Here is an 18,495-nt window from a genome sequence, read left to right on the forward strand (position 1 = left end):
CCGGAAGCTGGAAGCCGAAACCAGGATTTCTCCCGGCTCCCGCTGCCAGCTTCCGGCGCCTGTCTAGCTGAGCGGATCAACCCACTCGGTAATTCGGGGCTTCCTTGGTGATCTGCACGTCATGTACGTGCGACTCGGCCATGCCGGCACCGGTGATGCGCACGAACTGCGGACGGGTGCGCATGTCGTCGATGGTGGCGCTGCCGGTATAGCCCATCGAGGCACGCAGACCACCCATCAGCTGATGGATGATCGCCGCCAGCGAGCCCTTGTACGGCACACGACCTTCGATGCCTTCGGGGACCAGCTTCTCGGCACCGGCCGACGAGTCCTGGAAGTAACGATCCGAGGAGCCCTGCGCCTGGGACATGGCGCCCAGCGAGCCCATGCCGCGGTAGGCCTTGTAGGAGCGGCCCTGGAACAGTTCGATCTCGCCCGGGGCTTCTTCGGTACCGGCGAACATCGAACCCATCATCACCGCGTTGGCGCCGGCGACGATGGCCTTGGACAGGTCACCGGAGAAGCGAATACCGCCGTCGGCGATCATCGGCACGCCGGTGCCTTCCAGCGCGGCGGAGACGTTGGCAATGGCGGAGATCTGCGGCACGCCGACACCGGCGACGATGCGGGTGGTGCAGATCGAGCCCGGGCCGATGCCGACCTTGACCGCGTCGGCGCCCGCCTTGACCAGGTCCAGCGCGGCTTCGGCGGTGGCGATGTTGCCGCCGATCACCTGCACCTGCGGGAAGTTCTCCTTCACCCAGCGCACGCGATCGATCACGCCGCGGGAATGGCCATGGGCGGTATCCACCACCACCACGTCGACGCCGGCAGCGGCCAGCGCCTCGACGCGGTCACCGGTGTCGGCACCGGTACCGACCGCCGCACCAACACGCAGACGGCCCTGGCTGTCCTTGGAGGCCAGCGGGTAGGTCTTGGCTTTCTCGATGTCGCGGAAGGTCACCAGGCCGCGCAGATGGAAGTTGGCGTCGACCACCAGCATTTTCTCGATACGGTGTTCGTAGAGCTTGGTCTTGATCTCTTCCAGACCAGTGCCCTCGAGCACGGTGACCAGCTTGTCCTTGGGCGTCATGATCGCCGCGACGGAATCACCGGCATTCGGCGTGAAGCGCAGGTCGCGGCCGGTGACGATGCCCACCAGCTCCTTGCCGGACACCACCGGGAAACCGGAGAAACCCAGCTCGTAGGCCTTGCGCAGCAAGTCGCTGATCTTGGTTTCCGGGGTGACGGTGACCGGATCGTGGACGATGGCGGTCTCGTGACGCTTGACCTTGCGCACCTCGGCAGCCTGCTGCTCGATGCTCATGTTCTTGTGGATGATGCCGATGCCGCCTTCCTGGGCCATGGCGATGGCCAGGCGGGCTTCGGTGACGGTGTCCATGGCCGCGGAAACCAGCGGAATGTTCAGCTCGATTTCGCGGGTCAGGCGGGTCTTGAGGCTGACATCCTTCGGCAGAACCTCGGAATATCCCGGGATCAGGAGAACATCATCGAAAGTCAGGGCTTCTTGGCTGATACGCAGCATGGCGGGGGCTCCCAGGCGGGAAAAAGGAAGCGCGGCATTATACCCACGCACCCCATCGCGCTCAATGCGGATGTGAGGTATGTCGCGCACGGCAAAATGCGCAGCATCGCCGGAATGACCGAACGGTCACAGCTGATCGATCACCAGCGCTACAGGAAAGCCCAGACGTTCGGCGAACTCGTCGAGGAACGACTGACGCAAGCCGGCCTCACCCCATCCGTTGAAAATGAAGCCCAGGTTGGAAAACGCGCAGGCCGGAATGAACAGGAAGCCGTTGATATCGTCCTCGAAGCCACATTCCGGACAGGTGAAGTTGTCGGTCTGCTTAGGCATCCACTCGTCAAGGCTTTCAAACAACGCCTCGCCGATCTCGCGACGGCATTCGGGGCAGCCTGCCTCCTCGGCGAAATCCCGTGTCGGCGTGTAGATGCAGCGCTTGGTCACCACTTCAAGGCCGTTGATGGCCGCGCCAAAGGGCAAGCGCTCCGGATGCTGCACGACGCTGCGCGCGCCGGAGGCGATGGCGTAACCCATGCCGCCAACACCGCGGCCGCAGGTGGTCGGCAGCGCCTCGACGATACGCCGCTCGGCCAGCCAGCGCAGAATCATCCGCGCCTTGGCTTCGTGCGCTGGAAACGTGGAAATGCGCGGCACGATGATCGCTTGACTGTGGCTCATGACGGCTCGGAACGGGAGATGAAAAGGCCGCGCAGCTTAGCGCCGCGCGTTGGCCGGTCAAGGCCCGCTGGACGGACGCGAAGCAGATTCGGTTTCCGCCTGGCCGCGCCCGGCTTATCATCGCCGCCATGCTCAAAGATCCCTTCCAGCGTCTCAATCTCGATCGCGAAGTGCTGACCGTCAGTCAGCTCAACGGTCGCGCCCGCCTGTTGCTCGAAGACGTGTTCGCCCAGGTCTGGGTCGAAGGCGAGATTTCCAACCTCGCCCGCCCGGCCTCCGGCCACATCTATTTCACCCTCAAGGACAAGAACGCCCAGGTGCGCTGTGCGCTGTTCCGGCAGAACGCGGCGCGGGTTCGCCAGGCCCTGCGCGATGGCCTGGCGGTGCGGGTGCGCGGCAAGGTCTCGCTGTTCGAGGGCCGTGGCGACTACCAGCTGATTCTCGACACGCTGGAGCCGGCTGGCGACGGCGCTTTGCGCCTGGCCTTCGAGGCACTCAAGGAAAAGCTCAGCGCCGAAGGCCTGTTCGCAGCCGAACGCAAGGCCGCCCTGCCCGTGCATCCGCGGCGCATCGGCATCGTCAGCTCGCCGACCGGCGCGGTGATCCGCGACATCATCTCGGTGTTCAAGCGCCGCGCGCCGCAGGTCGAGCTGACCCTGATCCCGACCGCCGTGCAGGGCCGCGAAGCCACCGGGCAGATCGTTCGCGCGTTGCAGCTGGCCGACGCCCAGGGTTTCGATGCGCTGATCCTCGCCCGCGGTGGCGGTTCGCTGGAGGACCTCTGGTGCTTCAACGAGGAAGCCGTGGCGCGCGCGGTGGATGCCTGTGTGACACCGATCGTCAGCGCCGTTGGCCACGAAACCGATGTATCGATTGCCGACTTCGTCGCCGACGTCCGCGCGCCAACGCCATCCGCGGCTGCCGAGCTGCTGGCCCCCAGCAGCGCCGACCTGCAACACCGGCTGAGCGGGCTGCAGCAGCGCCTGGTGCTGCGCATGCGCGACCGCCTGCACCGTGATGCCATGCGGTTGGAAGGCCTGACCCGCCGCCTGCGCCATCCCGGCGAACGGCTGCAACAGCAGGCCCAACGCATCGACGACCTCGAGCAGCGGCTGCTGCGTGCCGTCGACCGTCGGTTGTGCAGTGGTCAGGAGCGTCTGGCCCGGCTGGAAACGCGACTGGCCGCGCAACATCCGGGGCGTTCACTGAATCTGTTGCGCCAGCGACTTGAACATCTGTCCTCACGCCTGCCACGGGCGATGCAGGCCAATCTCAAAGGCCGCCGCCAGCAGCTGCAGGGCCTCGTACAGACGCTCAATGTGGTCAGCCCGCTGGCCACACTCAGCCGCGGTTACAGCATCCTGCTGGACGAGCGCGGCCAGGCGATCCGCAGCGCCAGCCAGACCGAGCCTGGCCAGCGGCTCAAGGCCAGGCTCGGCGACGGCGAGCTAGACGTTCGGGTGGAAGACAATCATCTGCAACCGGTCACCCTGCCACTGCTCTAAGCAAGCCGCGCCGAAATTTCCTGACATCCCTGGCCCTTTCTCTTGCCCGAGGTTTACGCGAGGATTGGGCCATTTTCCGCAACGGACCCGCCCATGCCTCGTGTCTTCGCCCTGCTGTTCTCCCTCGCCCTTGCACTGCCTGCACATGCCGAAGGCTTCATCACCCGCCTACTGAACAAGCCGGTGCCCGGCGGCGTCGCCGTGATCGAACTCGGCAATGGCCCGCGCGCACCGCAGGCACGCTACCAGGGCAAACCGACGCTGGTGATACGCGAGGACGGCCAGCGCTGGATTGCCATCGTCGGCATCCCGCTGTCGGTCAAGGCAGGTACCCAGCAACTGGAAGTCGATGGCCGCAGCACGGGTTTTCAGGTTGGCAGCCGCGACTATCGCGCCCAGCACATCACCCTGAAGAATCAGCGCCAGGTCAATCCGAATCCGGCAGACCTCAAGCGCATCGAGCGCGAGCTGGACGAACAGACCCGCGCCTACCGGCAGTTCAGTGCCAACCAGCCGAGCAATCTGCTGTTCGACCGCCCGGTGGACGGCCCGCTGTCCTCGCCGTTCGGCCTGCGCCGTTTCTTCAACGGCGAGGAACGCAACCCGCACTCGGGGCTGGATTTCGCTGCCAAGAGCGGCACGCCGATCAAGGCGCCGGCGGCCGGCCAGGTCATACTCACCGGTGACTATTTCTTCAACGGCAAGACCGTGTTCGTCGATCACGGGCAGGGGCTGATCAGCATGTTCTGTCACTTATCCGAAATCGGCGTGAAGGTCGGCGATCAGCTGGCGCGCGGCCAGGTGCTCGGCAAGGTCGGCGCGACCGGCCGTGCCACCGGCCCGCACCTGCACTGGAACGTCAGCCTGAACGATGCCCGCGTCGATCCGGCGATCTTCATCGGCGCCTACAAACCCTGAACCACGAGGAAGCACTGCGATGCGTATCAAGGCAACGGATTCCACCCTGCTGATCATCGACATCCAGGAACGCCTGTTTCCGGTGATCCTCGACAATGCCGCCATGGCCGAGCACACCGCCTGGTTGCAGCAGGTGGCGCAGCGGGTCGGTGTGCCAGTGCTGCTGACCGAGCAGTACAGCAAGGGCCTCGGCCCGACCATCGCCGCGCTGCGCGACGGCGTGGAGGACACCGCGATCCTCGAGAAGCTGCACTTCTCCGCAGCCGGCGACGGCGAGCTGTTCAAGCGCCCCGGTGGTGAGCGCCGCCAGTTCGTCATCTGCGGCTGCGAGACCCACGTGTGCGTGCTGCAGACGGTGCTCGACCTGCGCGCCCGCGGCAACGAGGTGTTCGTCGTCGAGGAAGCCGTCAGCTCGCGGCGCGCCAGCGACAAGGCGCTGGCGCTGCAGCGCATGCGCCAGGCCGGCGCGCAGATCGTCTCGCGGGAGATGGTTGCCTTCGAGTGGATGGAGCGCGCCGGCACCGAGCTGTTCAAGACGATCAGCCGCGAGTTCATCCGTTAAACCAGTGCCGCCAGTCGCAGCCCGGGCACACCGCTGGGGCCGCCCGCCCACCCTTCGATGGAGAAACACATGTCTGACGATCTGGCCACCTGGCTGGACTGGCTCAGAGCCCATGCCGAACTGCAGACCCTACTTGCCAGCGCCACGCTGATCTTCGCCGCCTGGCTATCCAACTGGATCGTCAAACGCATCCTGGTGCGCGGCCTCTACCGCCTGTTACGGCACACGCGCGATGGCGAACTGCAGGATTTCGGCGTCATCAAGCGCCTGTCGAACATCGTCCCGGCACTGGTGCTGTCGATCGGCGTAAGGACGGTCCCCGGCCTGCCGGACGCTGCGGTGACCGTGGTGCAGAATGTCTGCGGCGGCTTCATCGTGCTGACCATCGCACTGGCCCTCGGCGCGGTGCTCGACATCATCAACGTGGTCTACCAGCGCCGGCCGGACGCCCGCCTGCACCCGATCAAGGGCTATCTGCAGGTGGTGAAGATCGTCATCTACGCCATCGCGACGATCCTGATCATCGCCACGCTGATCGATCGATCGCCACTGATCCTGCTGTCCGGCCTGGGTGCCATGGCAGCGGTATTGATGCTGATCTTCCAGGACACCCTGCTGTCGCTGGTGGCCAGCGTGCAGATCACCTCCAACGACCTGATCCGCGTCGGCGACTGGGTGGAGATGCCGCAGCTCAACGCCGACGGCGACGTGATCGACATCGCCCTGCATACGGTCAAGGTGCAGAACTGGGACAAGACCATCACCAGCATCCCGACCAAACGCTTCATTTCCGACTCGTTCAAGAACTGGCGCGGCATGCAGGAAAGTGGCGGTCGGCGCATCAAGCGCAGCCTGTATCTGGATCAGCAGAGCGTGCATTTTCTCGACGCCGAAGAGCGCAAGCGGCTTTACCGCTTCAGCCTGCTGGAGGATTACCTGGTCAACAAGCGCAAGGAGATCGACGAGTGGAACGCCAAGCTCGCCGAGCGCGGGCAGGACCCGGTCAACACCCGCAGGGTCACCAATCTGGGTACGTTCCGCGCCTATGTCGAACGCTACCTGCGCGCCCATCCTGGCGTGCATCAGAACATGACGCTGATGGTGCGCCAGCTGAGCCCGACCGCCGATGGCCTGCCGCTGGAGATCTACTGCTTCACCAACACGGTGGCCTGGACACAGTACGAAGCGATCCAGTCGGACATCTTCGACCATTTGCTGGCGATCCTGCCGGAGTTCGGCCTGCGGGTATTCCAGCACCCGAGCGGTGGGGATATGCGGGACTGGCGTGATTCACTGATACCGCGCGGTAATGCCGCGCTGCAGCAGCCGGATGAGCACCCGACCGGGGAGAAAAGCTAATCGTAGGTTGGCGCTGAGGCACGAAGCGTGTGGCATCACCTTGGGCACTGCCCATTGCGTCATCCCTGACGCCAGCGCCGCCGGTGGCACCATCGCGCCCCGCGCCTCAGCGCCAACCTACGTCCGGAGCGAGGCGAACCCCGCTCCTTTACCGCCGTTGTCTCGTCAGAAGCTCATATCCACCCGCGCCCAGTAGGTGCGGCCCGGTTCATTGACGCGGCTGGTGGGCTCGAGGCCGTAATCGGCGAAGCCCGCACTGCCAGCCAGATTGAGATGCTCGCTGTAGGCCTTGTCGAGCAGGTTGTCGACGCCGGCGCTGAGCTTGAAGTTCTTGTTCAGCCGGTACGCGCCGTTGACCGCCAACACGCCGAAGCCGGCGGACTCGTCGAAGTCCTTGCCGACCACGGTGCCCTGGTTCTCGGCGACCCGCCCCTGCGAGGCGACCACGCGCCAGAGACCGCTGGTGCTCCAGTTGTCACGCTCATAGGTCAGCCCCAGGCGCCCTTCCAGCGGCGGGATCTGCGGTAGCGCGCGATCGTCGCTGCGGTTCTCGCCCCAGGCATAGGCCAGGCTCGCATCCCCCTTCCAGTTGCTGCTGAAGCGATAGCTGGCGCCCATCTCGGCACCGGCGATGGTCGCGTCGACGTTGCTGACCTCGGCGCGGAGCATGCCGGGCATCACGCCGGGTACGTAGCTGAACAGGATGTAGTCTTCCACCAGCCCGGCATAGGCTGAAACCCAGGCCTCCAGCGGCCCCTTGGCGTACTGCAGGCCGACGTCCAGCTGCGTGGTCTTTTCCGGGCGTACCGATTCGAACGGCTGCACGGTGCCCACCGGGCCGGGGTTGGAGACGAACAGCTCCCAGTAGTCAGGGAACCGCTCGGCATGGCCGAGGCCGGCATACCAGGTCGCCGGGAGGCTGGTGAGTTCTTCCTCGTAGCGCACGAAGCCGCTGTAGAGCGTGTCACGCCGAGTCTCACCGGCCGTTGGGTTGTCCCAGTTCTGGCTGATCGGCATGCCCATCATGTTCTTCAGGGTCGGATGATGGCTGCGGAAGAAGGCGCGTTCATCGGTAGCCTCATGCAGGTCCAGGCGCAACCCGCTGATCAGCTTCTCGCGCTCGCTCAGCTGCCAGCTCAGCTCGCCGAACACGCCGTAGTTGTGCAGCATGGCATCCGGCACCCACGGCAAGGCGTCACTGCCTGCAGCCGCGACCATCTGATTGACGTGCAAAGTCGGATCCATGACTTTTCGGTGTTCGCTGCGCTGCGCATCGACACCCGCCTTTAGCTCCACATCGGTCCATTGCCAGGTACCGACCAGTCGTCCGCCGAGGGTGCGGCGGTCCACGCGCGAAAGCGTCGGAACCGTCATCATCGAAGTCGGCACGAAGTCGCGCAGGCTGTAGTTGTCCATGATGTGGTCGGCGTAGTTGTAGTAGACCTGCGCCTCGAGGCCATAGAAGGTCTCACCGATGTTGGTCTTCTCGAAACGCAGGCCGAGGCTTTCGCGCTGGAACTGGCTGCCGTCCATACCGCGCCCTGCGTAACGCGCATAGCCATCGCCGCGACCTGCGGTCAGTTCGACGAGCGTGTCCGCATCCGGCGTCCAGCCCAGGGCGACATCGGTGTTCCACTTGTCGTAGCGCGACGGCATGGTGTCGCCATTGCCGTCGTCGTAATCGTCGGCCTGAGAGCTGTTGGCCATCAACCGCGCGTAGCCCTGGGCGTTACCCGCCGCGGCATCCAGGTTGCGGTCGAAGCGCCCGTTGGAGCCGGTCAGCAGGCTGCCGTTGATGCGGTAGTCGGGCTCACTGAACTGCTCAGGCTCACGCTCGAACAGCACTGTGGCTGCTGACGCACCGGGCCCCCAGAGCACGGTCTGCGGCCCCTTGATGACGGTCAGCTTGTCGAACGTATCCGGGCTGATATAGGAACTGGGCGAATCCATGCGGTTCGGGCAGGCGCCGAGCATCTCGCCGCCGTTGGAGAGCAGTTTGAGGCGCGAGCCGAACATGCCGCGGAATACCGGATCGCCGTTCACCCCACCGTTGCGCACGGCGGAGAAGCCGGGAATGGTCTTCAGATAGTCCGCGCCGTCGCTGGCCGGCATCGGCTGGCGGGGAATCTTCGGGTCGGTAACAACGGTGAGTGGCGACTGCTGGCTGACACCGGTAATGACCATCGGTGCCAGTTCGACGCTGTCGGCCTGCTCGCCGTGGGCGGCATGATCATGCTCGGCCGCCAGCGCGCCACCGGCGAGCAGCGCCAGGAGTGCGGCATGGGCAACCTGCCAGCGCAAACGGGACGGCTGGACTGAAAATGATTCGGACAGGCGCGCACGCGCCGCACGGCCATGAGTAATGCTGGACATAGATACTTCCACTTCTGCGTGTGATTGAGCCGCCAGGAAGGCGGCTGATGAACATCAGCAATGCAGAAGCGGGGGCGCACGGGGATGGCCACTGCTACGGCGCGTGGCCGGCGGCAGCGGTTGCTCGGGAAGCGGTTGCAGAGTGCCTGGCTCATGCCGCGGCAAGACCAGGTCGACGGATAGGCTGAGCGGTGGATTGAGCGTCAGCAGTTCGCAGTAGCCGCATAGTTCCAGCGCGGCCAACCATGCCGGTTCCCCTGCACGCGCCTGGCCATGATGACCGTGGGCTGCGGGCTCATGCTCGGCATGATGGTGATGCTGTGCGCTAGCTTGGGCGGCCTGGACGGCGGAGTACAACGGGCCGACATGAATCATCAGCATGGCGAACAGGCCAAGCCAGATACTCATTGTCGATAGCCGTTTGCGTGTCACCGGCATGTCCTTGGTTGACCCGAGCCAAGCCCGCGGGAGGTGCGCGGATGATCGCATGTCCGCCGTGCCTCGTCCGCTGCGACATGAGGCCGCAAGTTGCCAGAGCAATCCAAAGCGAACATCCTCGAGCGCAACGGGATAAATCCCCACCAAGACGAGAATATTGAAATAAAACACCAATTTTCTTCGATCTATTGCAATGAGCGCATGCGAAGCAATAGCTTTGCACCATAAACCGGTGCCCGCACCGGGCAGACAAGTTGCTTAGCTCGAGCTTCACCTGGGGAAACGCCATGACCATGCTCAAGAATCCATCGACTAAATACCGCGCCTTCCCGGCCATCGACATTCCGGACCGCACCTGGCCGTCGAAGTCCATCACCCAGGCGCCGATCTGGCTGAGCTCCGATCTGCGCGACGGCAACCAGTCGCTGATCGAACCGATGGATGCCGCGAAGAAGATGCGTTTCTTCAAGACCCTGGTGCAGGTCGGCCTCAAGGAAATCGAGGTGGGCTTCCCCTCCGCGTCGCAGACCGATTTCGACTTCGTCCGCGAGCTGATTGAAGGCGGCCACATCCCCGATGACGTCACCATCCAGGTGCTGACCCAGGCGCGCGAGGATCTGATCACTCGCACCTTCGAGTCGCTCAAGGGTGCCAAGCAGGCCATCGTCCACTACTACAACGCCACCGCGCCGAGCTTCCGCCGCATCGTCTTCAACCAGGACAAGGCCGGCGTGGTTCAGATCGCCGTGAACGCCGGCAAGGTCATCAAGCGCCTGGCCGAGCAGAATCCGGAGACCAACTGGCGCTTCGAGTATTCGCCGGAAATCTTCAGTTCCACCGAGCCGGAATTCGCGGTCGAGGTATGCAACGCGGTGATCGAGGTGTTCCAGCCGACGCCCGAGCAGAAGCTGATTCTCAACCTGCCGGCCACGGTCGAGGCCGCTACTCCGAACATCTACGCCGACCAGATCGAGTGGTTCTGCCGTCACATCGACCGACGTGACAGCGTGCTGGTCAGCCTGCACACCCACAACGACCGCGGCACCGGCGTCGCCGCCACCGAGCTGGGCCTGATGGCCGGCGCCGATCGCGTCGAGGGCTGCCTGTTCGGCAATGGCGAGCGCACCGGCAACGTCGACCTGGTCACCGTGGCGCTGAACATGTACACCCAGGGCGTCGACCCGCAGCTGGACTTCTCCGACATCGACGCCGTGCGCAAGGTGGTCGAGGAATGCAACCAACTGCCGGTGCACCCGCGCCATCCCTATGTCGGTGACCTGGTGCATACCGCGTTCTCCGGCTCGCACCAGGACGCGATTCGCAAGGGCTTTTCCCAGCAGGATGCGGAAGGCGTCTGGGAGGTGCCGTATCTGCCGATCGACCCGGCCGACATCGGTCGCAGCTACGAGGCGGTGATTCGCGTCAACAGTCAGTCCGGCAAGGGCGGCATCACCTTCCTCCTCGAGCAGGAATACGGCATCAGCCTGCCGCGACGCATGCAGATCGAGTTCAGCCAGGTGGTGCAGAAGGAAACCGACCGCCTCGGCCTGGAGATGAGCGCCAAGCAGATCTACGCGCTGCTGGAAGCCGAATACCTGCAGGCGACCGCTCCCTACACGCTCAAGGGCCATCGCCTGCAGGAAGAGAACGGCACCAGCGCGGTGGACGTGGAAGTCGCGGCCGATGGCGAAGTCGCCCACTGGCGCGGCATCGGCAAGGGCCCGCTGGAGGCGCTGGTAGCGGCGTTGCCGGTCAAGCTGGAGATCATGGACTACCACGAGCACTCCATTGGCGCCGGCAGCAACGCCAAGGCCGCGGCCTATATCGAGGTTCGCCTGGATGGCGAGCGCCCGCTGCACGGCATCGGCATCGACGAGAACATCACCACGGCCAGCATCCGCGCGCTGTTCAGCGCCATGAACCGGGCGCTGCGTGAAGCGCAGGTGGCAGCGGCCTGAGGCTGATCAGGCAGGTCGCTTGCCCTGCCCTTGCAGATCCAGCGTAACGACGGGCGCCATCCGCGATGGCGCCCGTTTTCGTTTCCAGCCGACAGCGCTCGTCGCCCAGCAGCTGCGAACAACTGAACTGTTCGCCGCCGAACGCCCTCCCAATTCGGTCACCAAGCCGGACCACCCACAGTCCCTTTCCGGCAGAAACGCGTCAGTCATCGGCAGGATTGTGCAAACGGCCCTGCGCCCGTCGCCGTTAGGCTTGGCCGATACATACCGATCAACCAAGGAGCCGTCATGAGCAATACCACCGCATACGCCGCCCTCGACCCGAACAGCCCGCTCGCACCCTATTCGTTCTCGCGCCGCGAAGTGGGGCCGAATGATGTGAAGATCGACATCCTCTACTGCGGCGTCTGCCATTCGGACCTGCATACCGCGCGCAACGAGTGGAACAACACGCTCTACCCGTCCGTGCCCGGCCACGAGATCGTCGGTCGTGTGAGCGCGGTCGGCGCTAACGTCAGCAAATTCAAGGCCGGCGATATCGCCGGCGTCGGCTGTCTGGTCGACAGCTGCCGTACGTGTTCGTCCTGTGGTGAGGGGCTGGAGCAGTATTGTGAGAACGGTTTCGTCGGCACCTACAACGGTCCGGCGTTCGGCGGTGGCGAGAACACCCTCGGCGGCTATTCGGACAATATCGTGGTGGATGAAAAGTACGTGCTGCGCATCAACCACACCGACAACCTCGCCGCTGTCGCGCCGCTGCTTTGCGCGGGCATCACCACCTACTCGCCGCTGCGCCAGTGGAAGGTCGGCCCGGGGCAGAAGGTCGGTGTGGTCGGCCTCGGCGGTCTCGGCCACATGGCGGTGAAGATCGCCAACGCCATGGGCGCGAAGGTGGTGTTGTTCACCACCTCGCCGGACAAGCGTGAAGACGCGCTGCGCCTTGGCGCCGCCGAAGTGGTGGTATCGAAGAACAAGGAAGAGATGGCGGCGCACGTCAACAGCTTCGACTTCATCCTCAACACCGTTGCCGCGCCGCACAACCTCGATGCGTTCGTTAATCTGCTCAAGCGCGACGCCACCATGACGCTGGTCGGCGCACCGGCATCGCCGCATCCGTCGCCCAGCGTGTTCGGCCTGATCTTCAAGCGCCGCCGCATCGCCGGCTCGCTGATCGGCGGCATCGCCGAAACCCAGGAGATGCTCGACTTCTGCGCCGAGCACGGCATCGTCTCGGACATCGAGATGATCCGCATGCAGGACATCAACGAAGCCTACGAGCGCATGCTCAAGAGCGACGTGAAGTACCGCTTCGTCATCGACATGGCCACCCTGAAAGCGGCCTGATCGTTCGGCTGGCGGGCCCAGAGGCGCGCCAGCCCTTCCCTCTTTCATGCGCAGCCGCTAAGGTCGCCGGCCTTCGTCGTGGAGGCGGCATGCGCTATCTGATCTTCGTCACCCTGCTCTGGGCCTTTTCCTTCAACCTGATCGGCGTCTACCTGGCCGGCCAGGTGGACAGCTATTTCGCCGTGCTGACGCGGGTGATCCTCGCCGGCTTGGTGTTCCTGCCGCTGACCCGCTGGCGTGGCGTGGCGCCCGGCTTCATCGCCGGCGTGACCCTGGTCGGCGCGCTGCAATTCGGCGTCACCTACCTGTGCCTGTACCTGAGCTTCAACGTGCTGACGGTCGCCGAGGTGCTGCTGTTCACCGTGCTCACGCCGCTGCACGTGACGCTGATCGACGACGCGCTCAACCGGCGCTTCAACCCCTGGGCGCTGGTCGCGGCAGCCGTGGCGGTGTTCGGCGCCGGACTTATCCGTTACGACGGCGTCTCCGGCGACTTTCTCGGCGGCTTCCTGCTCATGCAGCTGGCCAACTTCACCTTCGCCGCCGGCCAGGTGGCCTACAAGCATCTGGCGCAGCGTTATCCCTCTGACGTGCCGTTGCATCGCCGCTTCGGCTACTTCTTCCTCGGCGCGCTGCTGATCGTGCTACCGGCGTGGCTGCTGTTCGGTAACGTCGAGAAATTGCCGACCACCACTACGCAGTGGTCCGTACTGATCTGGATGGGCGTGCTGGCTACCGCGCTGGGCCAGTTCTGCTGGAACAAGGGCGCCACGCTGGTGGATGCCGGCACGCTGGCGGTGATGAACAACATGTCGGTGCCGGTAGGCCTGGTGCTCAACCTGCTGTTCTGGGGCACCACGACCAACCTGCTGCTGCTCGCGGTTGGCGGCGCGATCATTCTCGCCTCCCTGCAGATCAACCGCCTGGGCCATATGAAGGCCTGATGACATCATGCAACCCTTTGATTTTTATGATTTTTACCTAAACGAAAGGTAAGATGCCGGCCCGCGCATGGATGCGACACTCGTTCAGTTGTCGAGAATTCCATGCGCCGCCTCAGTCTCTTTCTGCTTGCCCTGTTCTGCTGCACCAACACTTACGCCGATGCGCCTCGCACCTTCCGCGAAGCGAAGAAGGTGGCCTGGACCCTCTATGCCGACCGACCGGTGGACTTCTACTGCGGCTGCAGCTTCAAGGGCAACCGTATCGACCTCGCCAGTTGTGGCTACATTCCCCGCAAGCAGCCCAAGCGCGCTCAGCGTGTGGAGTGGGAGCACATCGTGCCGGCCTGGGTCATCGGCCATCAGCGGCAATGCTGGCAACAGGGCGGACGCAAGCACTGCACCGCCAACGATCCGGTGTTCAGCCGAGCCGAGGCCGACCTGCACAACCTGGTCCCGGTGGTCGGCGAGGTGAACGGTGACCGCAGCAACTTCGGCTTCGGCATGCTCAGCGAAAAGCCCAGCCAGTACGGTGCCTGCCCCTTCGTGGTGAACTTCAAGCAGCGCACGGCCATGCCACCCGAGTACAGCCGCGGTGCCATCGCCCGCACCTATCTGTACATGAGCGAGCGCTACAAGCTGCGCCTGTCGAAACAGGACCGCCGTCTGTACGACATCTGGAACCGCCAGCATCCGGTCAGCGAATGGGAGCGCACGCGCAACCAGCGCATCGCCTGCGTGCAGGGCAATGCCAACGCCTATGTCGGCACGGTCGACCTGCGGCGCTGCAATCGTTCGATCTCCCGCTCGGCCGCCGCGGCGGCCCGCCAGGGCTGATCTGCGCCCGGTTGCAGGCGAACCGCCTCCCCGGCATGCTGCCGGCTGGATCGATCGGGACGGCGATGGGCATGCAGGACAGAACACTCTATTCAACGTTGGGAGCGGTAGTACTGCTGGCACTGGCCTGCTCCGCGATCGATCCGTATGACCGTGCCACCTGGTTGCTGGAAGTCGCTCCGGTACTGATCGCGGCACCCCTGCTGCTGTGGAGCCACCCGCGCCTGCCGCTGACGCGGTTGCTCTACGTGGTGATCGCCATTCATGCGCTGATCCTGATCCTCGGCGGCACCTACACCTACGCGCGGGTACCACCGGGATTCTGGGTGCAGGAATGGTTCGACCTCAGCCGCAATCCCTACGACAAGCTCGGCCATTTCATTCAGGGCGTGACGCCCGCACTGCTGGCGCGGGAAATCCTGCTGCGCCTGCGCTTCCTCGCGCCAGGAAAGATGCTCGGCTTTCTCGCCCTGTGCGTCGCGCTGGCCTTCAGCGCCTTCTATGAACTCATCGAGTGGTGGGTGGCGCTTATCGCCGGCCAGGGTGCGGAGGACTTTCTTGGCACCCAGGGCGATCCATGGGATACCCAATCGGACATGTTCATGGCACTGCTCGGCGCGCTCCTGTCGGTCACCCTCCTGGCGCGCCTGCAGGACCGGCAGATCAAGACCATGAGCCGCACGGGCGCGGCGGCCTAGCCCGATGCTCTATCGAGTTGGCGCGGATGCCGTGTTGCTGCTGCACCTCGGGTTCATTCTCTTCGTGCTGTTTGGCGGCTTGCTGGTCGCATGGAAACGCGGCTTCGTGTTGCTGCACATTCCGGCGATCGCCTGGGGCGTATTCGTCGAGCTGACAGGGAGGCCGTGTCCGCTGACGTACTGGGAGAATCTGCTGCGACGGCTGGCGGGTGACGAGGGGTATGAGGCGGGGTTTATCGAGCACTACCTGCTGCCATTGATCTACCCGGCCTGGCTGAGCATACCGGTGCAGTATGTGCTGGCGGCAATAGTGCTGCTGGTCAATCTGCTGATCTATGGCTGGCTGTTGTGGCGTCGGCGGCGACGCGGCACAAAGCAGTCACCTGTGAGGGCTCGGCGCGGCGCCTGAGCGCCCCCGCCTCGACACAGCTGGCTCTCGTCCTCCCCGGGTTGGAGTTAGGGTTTGAGCTCGAACTGATCGCCATCGTGGTAGGCCGGGAAGCGCTCGCGGAACGCGGCCAGATCGCGCGCCCGTAGCGTGCAGCGAAGCACCGCGTCGCTGTCGCCACCGTTGAGCAAGGTATCGCCCTTGAAATCGAGCACCTGGCTGTCACCGCTGTAGGGGTAGCCCTTGCCATCCTCGCCGACCCGATTGACCGCCGCCACGTAGCAGAGGTTTTCGATGGCCCGCGCCGGCAGCAGACGATTCCAGGCGTCGCGGCGCGCCGCTGGCCAATTGGCCGTGTAGAGCAGCAGGTCGGTGCCGTGCGGATCGCGGCTCCAGACCGGGAAGCGCAGGTCGTAGCAGATCAGAGGACGCACCCGCCAGCCGTTCACCTCGAACAAGGCCTGTTGAAGGCCCGGCGTGTAGTGCTTGTGCTCGCCAGCCATGCGGAACAGGTGGCGCTTGTCGTAATGCAGCACCTCGCCGTCCGGCCGGGCCCAGAGCAGGCGGTTGCGATGGCTGCCGTCGGCGGCCTCGATGATCACGCTGCCAGTGACTACTGCCTCCAGCCGCGCGGCCTGACTGCGCAGCCAGGCATAGGTCGGCCCCTCCTCCGGCTCGGCCAGGGCCGCCGAGTCCATGGAAAAGCCGGTGGTGAACATCTCCGGCAGGACGATCAGATCGGCACCGCGGGCCTGCTCGAGCAGGCCGGCGAAACGCTCACGGTTGGCATCGGCATCCTGCCAGACCAGCGTGGTCTGAATCAGGGCCAGTTCGAGATCGGGCAGGTTGTTCAGATCGCGCATAGTCGTTCCGCCGCCTGACGCAGCGTCTCCTCTCGTTTGGCAAAGCAGAAGCGCACCAGCCTGAGATCGGCCGGCGCATCCTGGTAGAACACCGAGATCGGGATGCTCGCCACACCGTGCTCGCGGGTCAGCCATTCGGCCATGGCGACGTCGTCGAGGTCGGGGCGGATCGCCGAGTAATCGGCCAGCTGGAAGTAGGTGCCAGCGGCGCGGGTGAAGCGGAAGCGGGAGTCAGCCAGCAGGTCGCAGAACAGGTCGCGCTTGGCCTGATAGAACGCCGGGAGCTCGCGGATGTGTTCGGGATGCACCGCCATGAAGTCGGCCAGGGCCCATTGCAGAGGCGTGACGCCGGTGAAGCTGACGTACTGGTGCACCTTGCGCAGCTCGCTGCTGAGAGCAGGCGGCGCCACCACGTATCCGGTCTTCCAGCCGGTGACGTGATAGGTCTTGCCGAACGAGCTGATGACGAAGGCACGCTGATACAGCTCCTCGTGACGCAGCACGCTGGCGTGCTCCCGGCCGTCGAATACGAGGTGCTCGTAGACCTCGTCGCTGAGCAGGTAGATGTCGCGCTCGCGGATCAGTGCCGCCAGCCGTTCCAGATCGCTGCCATCGATCAGCGCACCGCTGGGATTGTGCGGGGTGTTGAGCACGATCATCCGCGTGCGCGGGGTTATGGCGTCGGCCAGGCGCTGCCAGTCGATCCGGAAGTCCGGCAGGCTCAGCTGCTGGTGGATACAGGTGCCTCCGGCCAGTTGCACGGACGGCTCGTAACTGTCGTAGCAGGGATCGAAAACGATCACCTCGTCGCCGGGGCGGATCACCGCCTGGATCGCACAGAAGATTGCCTGCGTGGCGCCAGGGGTGATGGTGACTTCGCTGGCGACGTCCACCTGCCGTCCGTACAGGCCAGCCACCTTGGCCGCCACCTGCTCGCGCAGCGCCGGCAGACCGGTCATCGGCGCGTACTGGTTGTGGCCGCTCATGACGTGGCGAGCGACGGCCTCGCGCAGCGCCTCGGGACCATCGAAGTCGGGAAAGCCCTGGGAAAGATTCAAGGCACCGGTATCGGCCGCGAGCTGCGACATGGTGGTGAAGATGGTCGTGCCGACATTGGGCAATTTACTGGTGAGCATGACGATCGTCCGACAGGCCTGCCGTTTGGGACTCGGCAGCGAAGGCGGACAGGATAGCCGATGAGTGTGCGCCGATACGAGACGCGGCGGCCGACCACCTGCCCGGGCTGCTACAGTTCAGGCAATGGCCAACCCCACCGACCGTAAGGAACCTCAATGCCGAACCTTTCCGTCAGCGACCTCTGGAGTGACCTGCAAGCACAGGCGCAACGCGCCTTGGACAGCGAGCCGACCCTGGCCACGATCGTCAGTCAAAGCATCCTCGATCAGCCCAACTTCGGTGGTGCGCTCGCCCACCGTATCGGCCATGCCCTGGCTGACGGCGCCGAGCAGAGCCATACCCTGACCGATCGCTTCGCCGGCCTGCACCACCAGCTTCCTGCGCTCGCCGAGACGGCCCGCTGCGACCTGCAGGCGATCGTCAGCCGTGATCCGGCATTCGACAGTGCACTGGAAGTGTTCCTGTTCTCCAAGGGCTTTCTGGCACTGCAGGCGTATCGCATCGGACACCAGCTGCATGGTCGCGGCGAGCGCTTGCTGGCGATGTACATCCAGGCGCGCTGCAACGAACGCCTCGGCATCGACATCAATCCGGCCAGCCGTATCGGCAGCGGGATCATGCTTGACCATGGCACCGGGATCGTCATCGGCGAGACGGCGGTGGTCGGCGACGATGTATCGATCCTGCAAGGCGTGACGCTGGGCGGGACCGGCAAGGAAGGCGGCGACCGTCACCCCAAGGTGCGCAGCGGCGTGATGATCGGCGCCGGAGCGAAGATCCTCGGCAACATCGAAATCGGCGAAGGCGCCAAGGTAGGCGCCGGCAGTATCGTCCTGCATCCCGTCGCGCCACATACCACGGTGGTCGGCAATCCGGCCCGCCAGGTCGGCAAGCCGCGCCATGCACGACCAGCCCTGGACATGGACCAGTCGTTCGACGGAGATGGCTGA

Annotated in this window: 17 protein-coding genes; 11 read left to right on the forward strand and 6 right to left on the reverse strand. The window is 64.7% G+C overall.

Annotated features, from left to right (window positions below):
* Positions 1–76 precede the first annotated feature (76 nt).
* Together guaB and OUY36_RS16150 are read right to left on the reverse strand one after the other, a co-directional pair.
* The gene (guaB, locus tag OUY36_RS16145; RefSeq protein WP_063542498.1) at positions 77–1,546 is read right to left on the reverse strand and encodes an IMP dehydrogenase; all 1,470 of its coding nucleotides are present in this window, start codon (positions 1,544–1,546) and stop codon (positions 77–79) included.
* A 126-nt stretch (positions 1,547–1,672) separates the two neighbouring features.
* The gene (locus OUY36_RS16150) at positions 1,673–2,224 is read right to left on the reverse strand and encodes a sugar ABC transporter ATPase (RefSeq protein ID WP_200593237.1); all 552 of its coding nucleotides are present in this window, start codon (positions 2,222–2,224) and stop codon (positions 1,673–1,675) included.
* A gap of 128 nt (positions 2,225–2,352) precedes the next feature.
* Between OUY36_RS16150 and xseA the strand changes: the two genes are divergently transcribed.
* From xseA to OUY36_RS16170, 4 genes are all read left to right on the forward strand, one after another.
* Positions 2,353–3,729 carry an exodeoxyribonuclease VII large subunit gene (gene xseA / locus OUY36_RS16155; RefSeq protein WP_267935112.1) on the forward strand — a complete coding sequence of 459 codons (1,377 nt, stop codon included), beginning with the start codon at positions 2,353–2,355 and terminating at the stop codon, positions 3,727–3,729.
* A 93-nt stretch (positions 3,730–3,822) separates the two neighbouring features.
* The gene (locus OUY36_RS16160; RefSeq protein ID WP_267935113.1) at positions 3,823–4,647 is read left to right on the forward strand and encodes a M23 family metallopeptidase; all 825 of its coding nucleotides are present in this window, start codon (positions 3,823–3,825) and stop codon (positions 4,645–4,647) included.
* Positions 4,648–4,666: 19 nt separating this feature from the next.
* Positions 4,667–5,209, forward strand: coding sequence for a hydrolase (locus OUY36_RS16165; protein ID WP_267931004.1), 543 nt, complete (start codon positions 4,667–4,669; stop codon positions 5,207–5,209).
* A gap of 69 nt (positions 5,210–5,278) precedes the next feature.
* Positions 5,279–6,568 (forward strand): mechanosensitive ion channel family protein, encoded by a 1,290-nt coding sequence (locus tag OUY36_RS16170; protein ID WP_003284620.1) that lies wholly within the window; start codon positions 5,279–5,281, stop codon positions 6,566–6,568.
* Positions 6,569–6,733: 165 nt separating this feature from the next.
* Here the strand turns inward: OUY36_RS16170 and OUY36_RS16175 are convergent, their stop codons facing one another.
* Together OUY36_RS16175 and OUY36_RS16180 are read right to left on the reverse strand one after the other, a co-directional pair.
* Positions 6,734–8,941, reverse strand: coding sequence for a TonB-dependent copper receptor (locus OUY36_RS16175; protein WP_267935114.1), 2,208 nt, complete (start codon positions 8,939–8,941; stop codon positions 6,734–6,736).
* Positions 8,942–8,995: 54 nt separating this feature from the next.
* Positions 8,996–9,349 (reverse strand): DUF2946 domain-containing protein, encoded by a 354-nt coding sequence (locus OUY36_RS16180; protein ID WP_063542484.1) that lies wholly within the window; start codon positions 9,347–9,349, stop codon positions 8,996–8,998.
* Between the two features lie 317 nt (positions 9,350–9,666).
* Between OUY36_RS16180 and leuA the strand changes: the two genes are divergently transcribed.
* From leuA to OUY36_RS16210, 6 genes are all read left to right on the forward strand, one after another.
* Positions 9,667–11,337: a 2-isopropylmalate synthase gene (gene leuA / locus OUY36_RS16185; protein ID WP_200593227.1), complete on the forward strand. Its 1,671-nt coding sequence runs from the start codon at positions 9,667–9,669 to the stop codon at positions 11,335–11,337.
* A gap of 288 nt (positions 11,338–11,625) precedes the next feature.
* Positions 11,626–12,681 carry an NAD(P)-dependent alcohol dehydrogenase gene (locus OUY36_RS16190; RefSeq protein ID WP_102839852.1) on the forward strand — a complete coding sequence of 352 codons (1,056 nt, stop codon included), beginning with the start codon at positions 11,626–11,628 and terminating at the stop codon, positions 12,679–12,681.
* A gap of 89 nt (positions 12,682–12,770) precedes the next feature.
* Positions 12,771–13,625: a carboxylate/amino acid/amine transporter gene (locus OUY36_RS16195; RefSeq protein WP_267935115.1), complete on the forward strand. Its 855-nt coding sequence runs from the start codon at positions 12,771–12,773 to the stop codon at positions 13,623–13,625.
* Positions 13,626–13,727: 102 nt separating this feature from the next.
* Entirely contained in the window at positions 13,728–14,459 is a 732-nt protein-coding gene (locus OUY36_RS16200) for an endonuclease (RefSeq protein WP_200593221.1), read from the forward strand.
* A gap of 71 nt (positions 14,460–14,530) precedes the next feature.
* Positions 14,531–15,157, forward strand: a complete 627-nt coding sequence (locus OUY36_RS16205; RefSeq protein WP_267935116.1) for a DUF2238 domain-containing protein — start codon at positions 14,531–14,533, stop codon at positions 15,155–15,157.
* Between the two features lie 4 nt (positions 15,158–15,161).
* Positions 15,162–15,566, forward strand: coding sequence for a DUF2784 domain-containing protein (locus tag OUY36_RS16210; protein ID WP_267935117.1), 405 nt, complete (start codon positions 15,162–15,164; stop codon positions 15,564–15,566).
* 47 nt (positions 15,567–15,613) lie between these two features.
* Here OUY36_RS16210 and OUY36_RS16215 read toward each other — a convergent pair whose 3' ends face one another.
* Both OUY36_RS16215 and OUY36_RS16220 read right to left on the reverse strand, forming a co-directional pair.
* The gene (locus tag OUY36_RS16215) at positions 15,614–16,408 is read right to left on the reverse strand and encodes an amidohydrolase (protein WP_267935118.1); all 795 of its coding nucleotides are present in this window, start codon (positions 16,406–16,408) and stop codon (positions 15,614–15,616) included.
* A complete protein-coding gene (locus OUY36_RS16220) occupies positions 16,396–17,544 on the reverse strand; it encodes a pyridoxal phosphate-dependent aminotransferase (protein ID WP_267935119.1) in 1,149 nt (382 codons plus the stop codon). The genes OUY36_RS16215 and OUY36_RS16220 overlap by 13 nt, the downstream gene beginning before the upstream one ends.
* A 156-nt stretch (positions 17,545–17,700) precedes the next feature.
* Between OUY36_RS16220 and cysE the strand changes: the two genes are divergently transcribed.
* Positions 17,701–18,495, forward strand: a complete 795-nt coding sequence (gene cysE / locus OUY36_RS16225; protein WP_213918877.1) for a serine O-acetyltransferase — start codon at positions 17,701–17,703, stop codon at positions 18,493–18,495.

This window comes from Stutzerimonas sp. R40042 (assembly GCF_026642215.1).
GTDB classification, from domain to species: Bacteria; Pseudomonadota; Gammaproteobacteria; order Pseudomonadales; family Pseudomonadaceae; genus Stutzerimonas; species Stutzerimonas frequens.

What these genes read in the sequence shown, in the direction of transcription:
- guaB (WP_063542498.1), bottom strand. Translation starts at nt 1,546, where the DNA reads ATGCTGCGTATCAGCCAAGAAGCCCTGACTTTCGATGATGTTCTCCTG.
- OUY36_RS16150 (WP_200593237.1), bottom strand. Translation starts at nt 2,224, where the DNA reads ATGAGCCACAGTCAAGCGATCATCGTGCCGCGCATTTCCACGTTTCCA.
- xseA (WP_267935112.1), top strand. Translation starts at nt 2,353, where the DNA reads ATGCTCAAAGATCCCTTCCAGCGTCTCAATCTCGATCGCGAAGTGCTG.
- OUY36_RS16160 (WP_267935113.1), top strand. Translation starts at nt 3,823, where the DNA reads ATGCCTCGTGTCTTCGCCCTGCTGTTCTCCCTCGCCCTTGCACTGCCT.
- OUY36_RS16165 (WP_267931004.1), top strand. Translation starts at nt 4,667, where the DNA reads ATGCGTATCAAGGCAACGGATTCCACCCTGCTGATCATCGACATCCAG.
- OUY36_RS16170 (WP_003284620.1), top strand. Translation starts at nt 5,279, where the DNA reads ATGTCTGACGATCTGGCCACCTGGCTGGACTGGCTCAGAGCCCATGCC.
- OUY36_RS16175 (WP_267935114.1), bottom strand. Translation starts at nt 8,941, where the DNA reads ATGTCCAGCATTACTCATGGCCGTGCGGCGCGTGCGCGCCTGTCCGAA.
- OUY36_RS16180 (WP_063542484.1), bottom strand. Translation starts at nt 9,349, where the DNA reads ATGAGTATCTGGCTTGGCCTGTTCGCCATGCTGATGATTCATGTCGGC.
- leuA (WP_200593227.1), top strand. Translation starts at nt 9,667, where the DNA reads ATGACCATGCTCAAGAATCCATCGACTAAATACCGCGCCTTCCCGGCC.
- OUY36_RS16190 (WP_102839852.1), top strand. Translation starts at nt 11,626, where the DNA reads ATGAGCAATACCACCGCATACGCCGCCCTCGACCCGAACAGCCCGCTC.
- OUY36_RS16195 (WP_267935115.1), top strand. Translation starts at nt 12,771, where the DNA reads ATGCGCTATCTGATCTTCGTCACCCTGCTCTGGGCCTTTTCCTTCAAC.
- OUY36_RS16200 (WP_200593221.1), top strand. Translation starts at nt 13,728, where the DNA reads ATGCGCCGCCTCAGTCTCTTTCTGCTTGCCCTGTTCTGCTGCACCAAC.
- OUY36_RS16205 (WP_267935116.1), top strand. Translation starts at nt 14,531, where the DNA reads ATGCAGGACAGAACACTCTATTCAACGTTGGGAGCGGTAGTACTGCTG.
- OUY36_RS16210 (WP_267935117.1), top strand. Translation starts at nt 15,162, where the DNA reads ATGCTCTATCGAGTTGGCGCGGATGCCGTGTTGCTGCTGCACCTCGGG.
- OUY36_RS16215 (WP_267935118.1), bottom strand. Translation starts at nt 16,408, where the DNA reads ATGCGCGATCTGAACAACCTGCCCGATCTCGAACTGGCCCTGATTCAG.
- OUY36_RS16220 (WP_267935119.1), bottom strand. Translation starts at nt 17,544, where the DNA reads ATGCTCACCAGTAAATTGCCCAATGTCGGCACGACCATCTTCACCACC.
- cysE (WP_213918877.1), top strand. Translation starts at nt 17,701, where the DNA reads ATGCCGAACCTTTCCGTCAGCGACCTCTGGAGTGACCTGCAAGCACAG.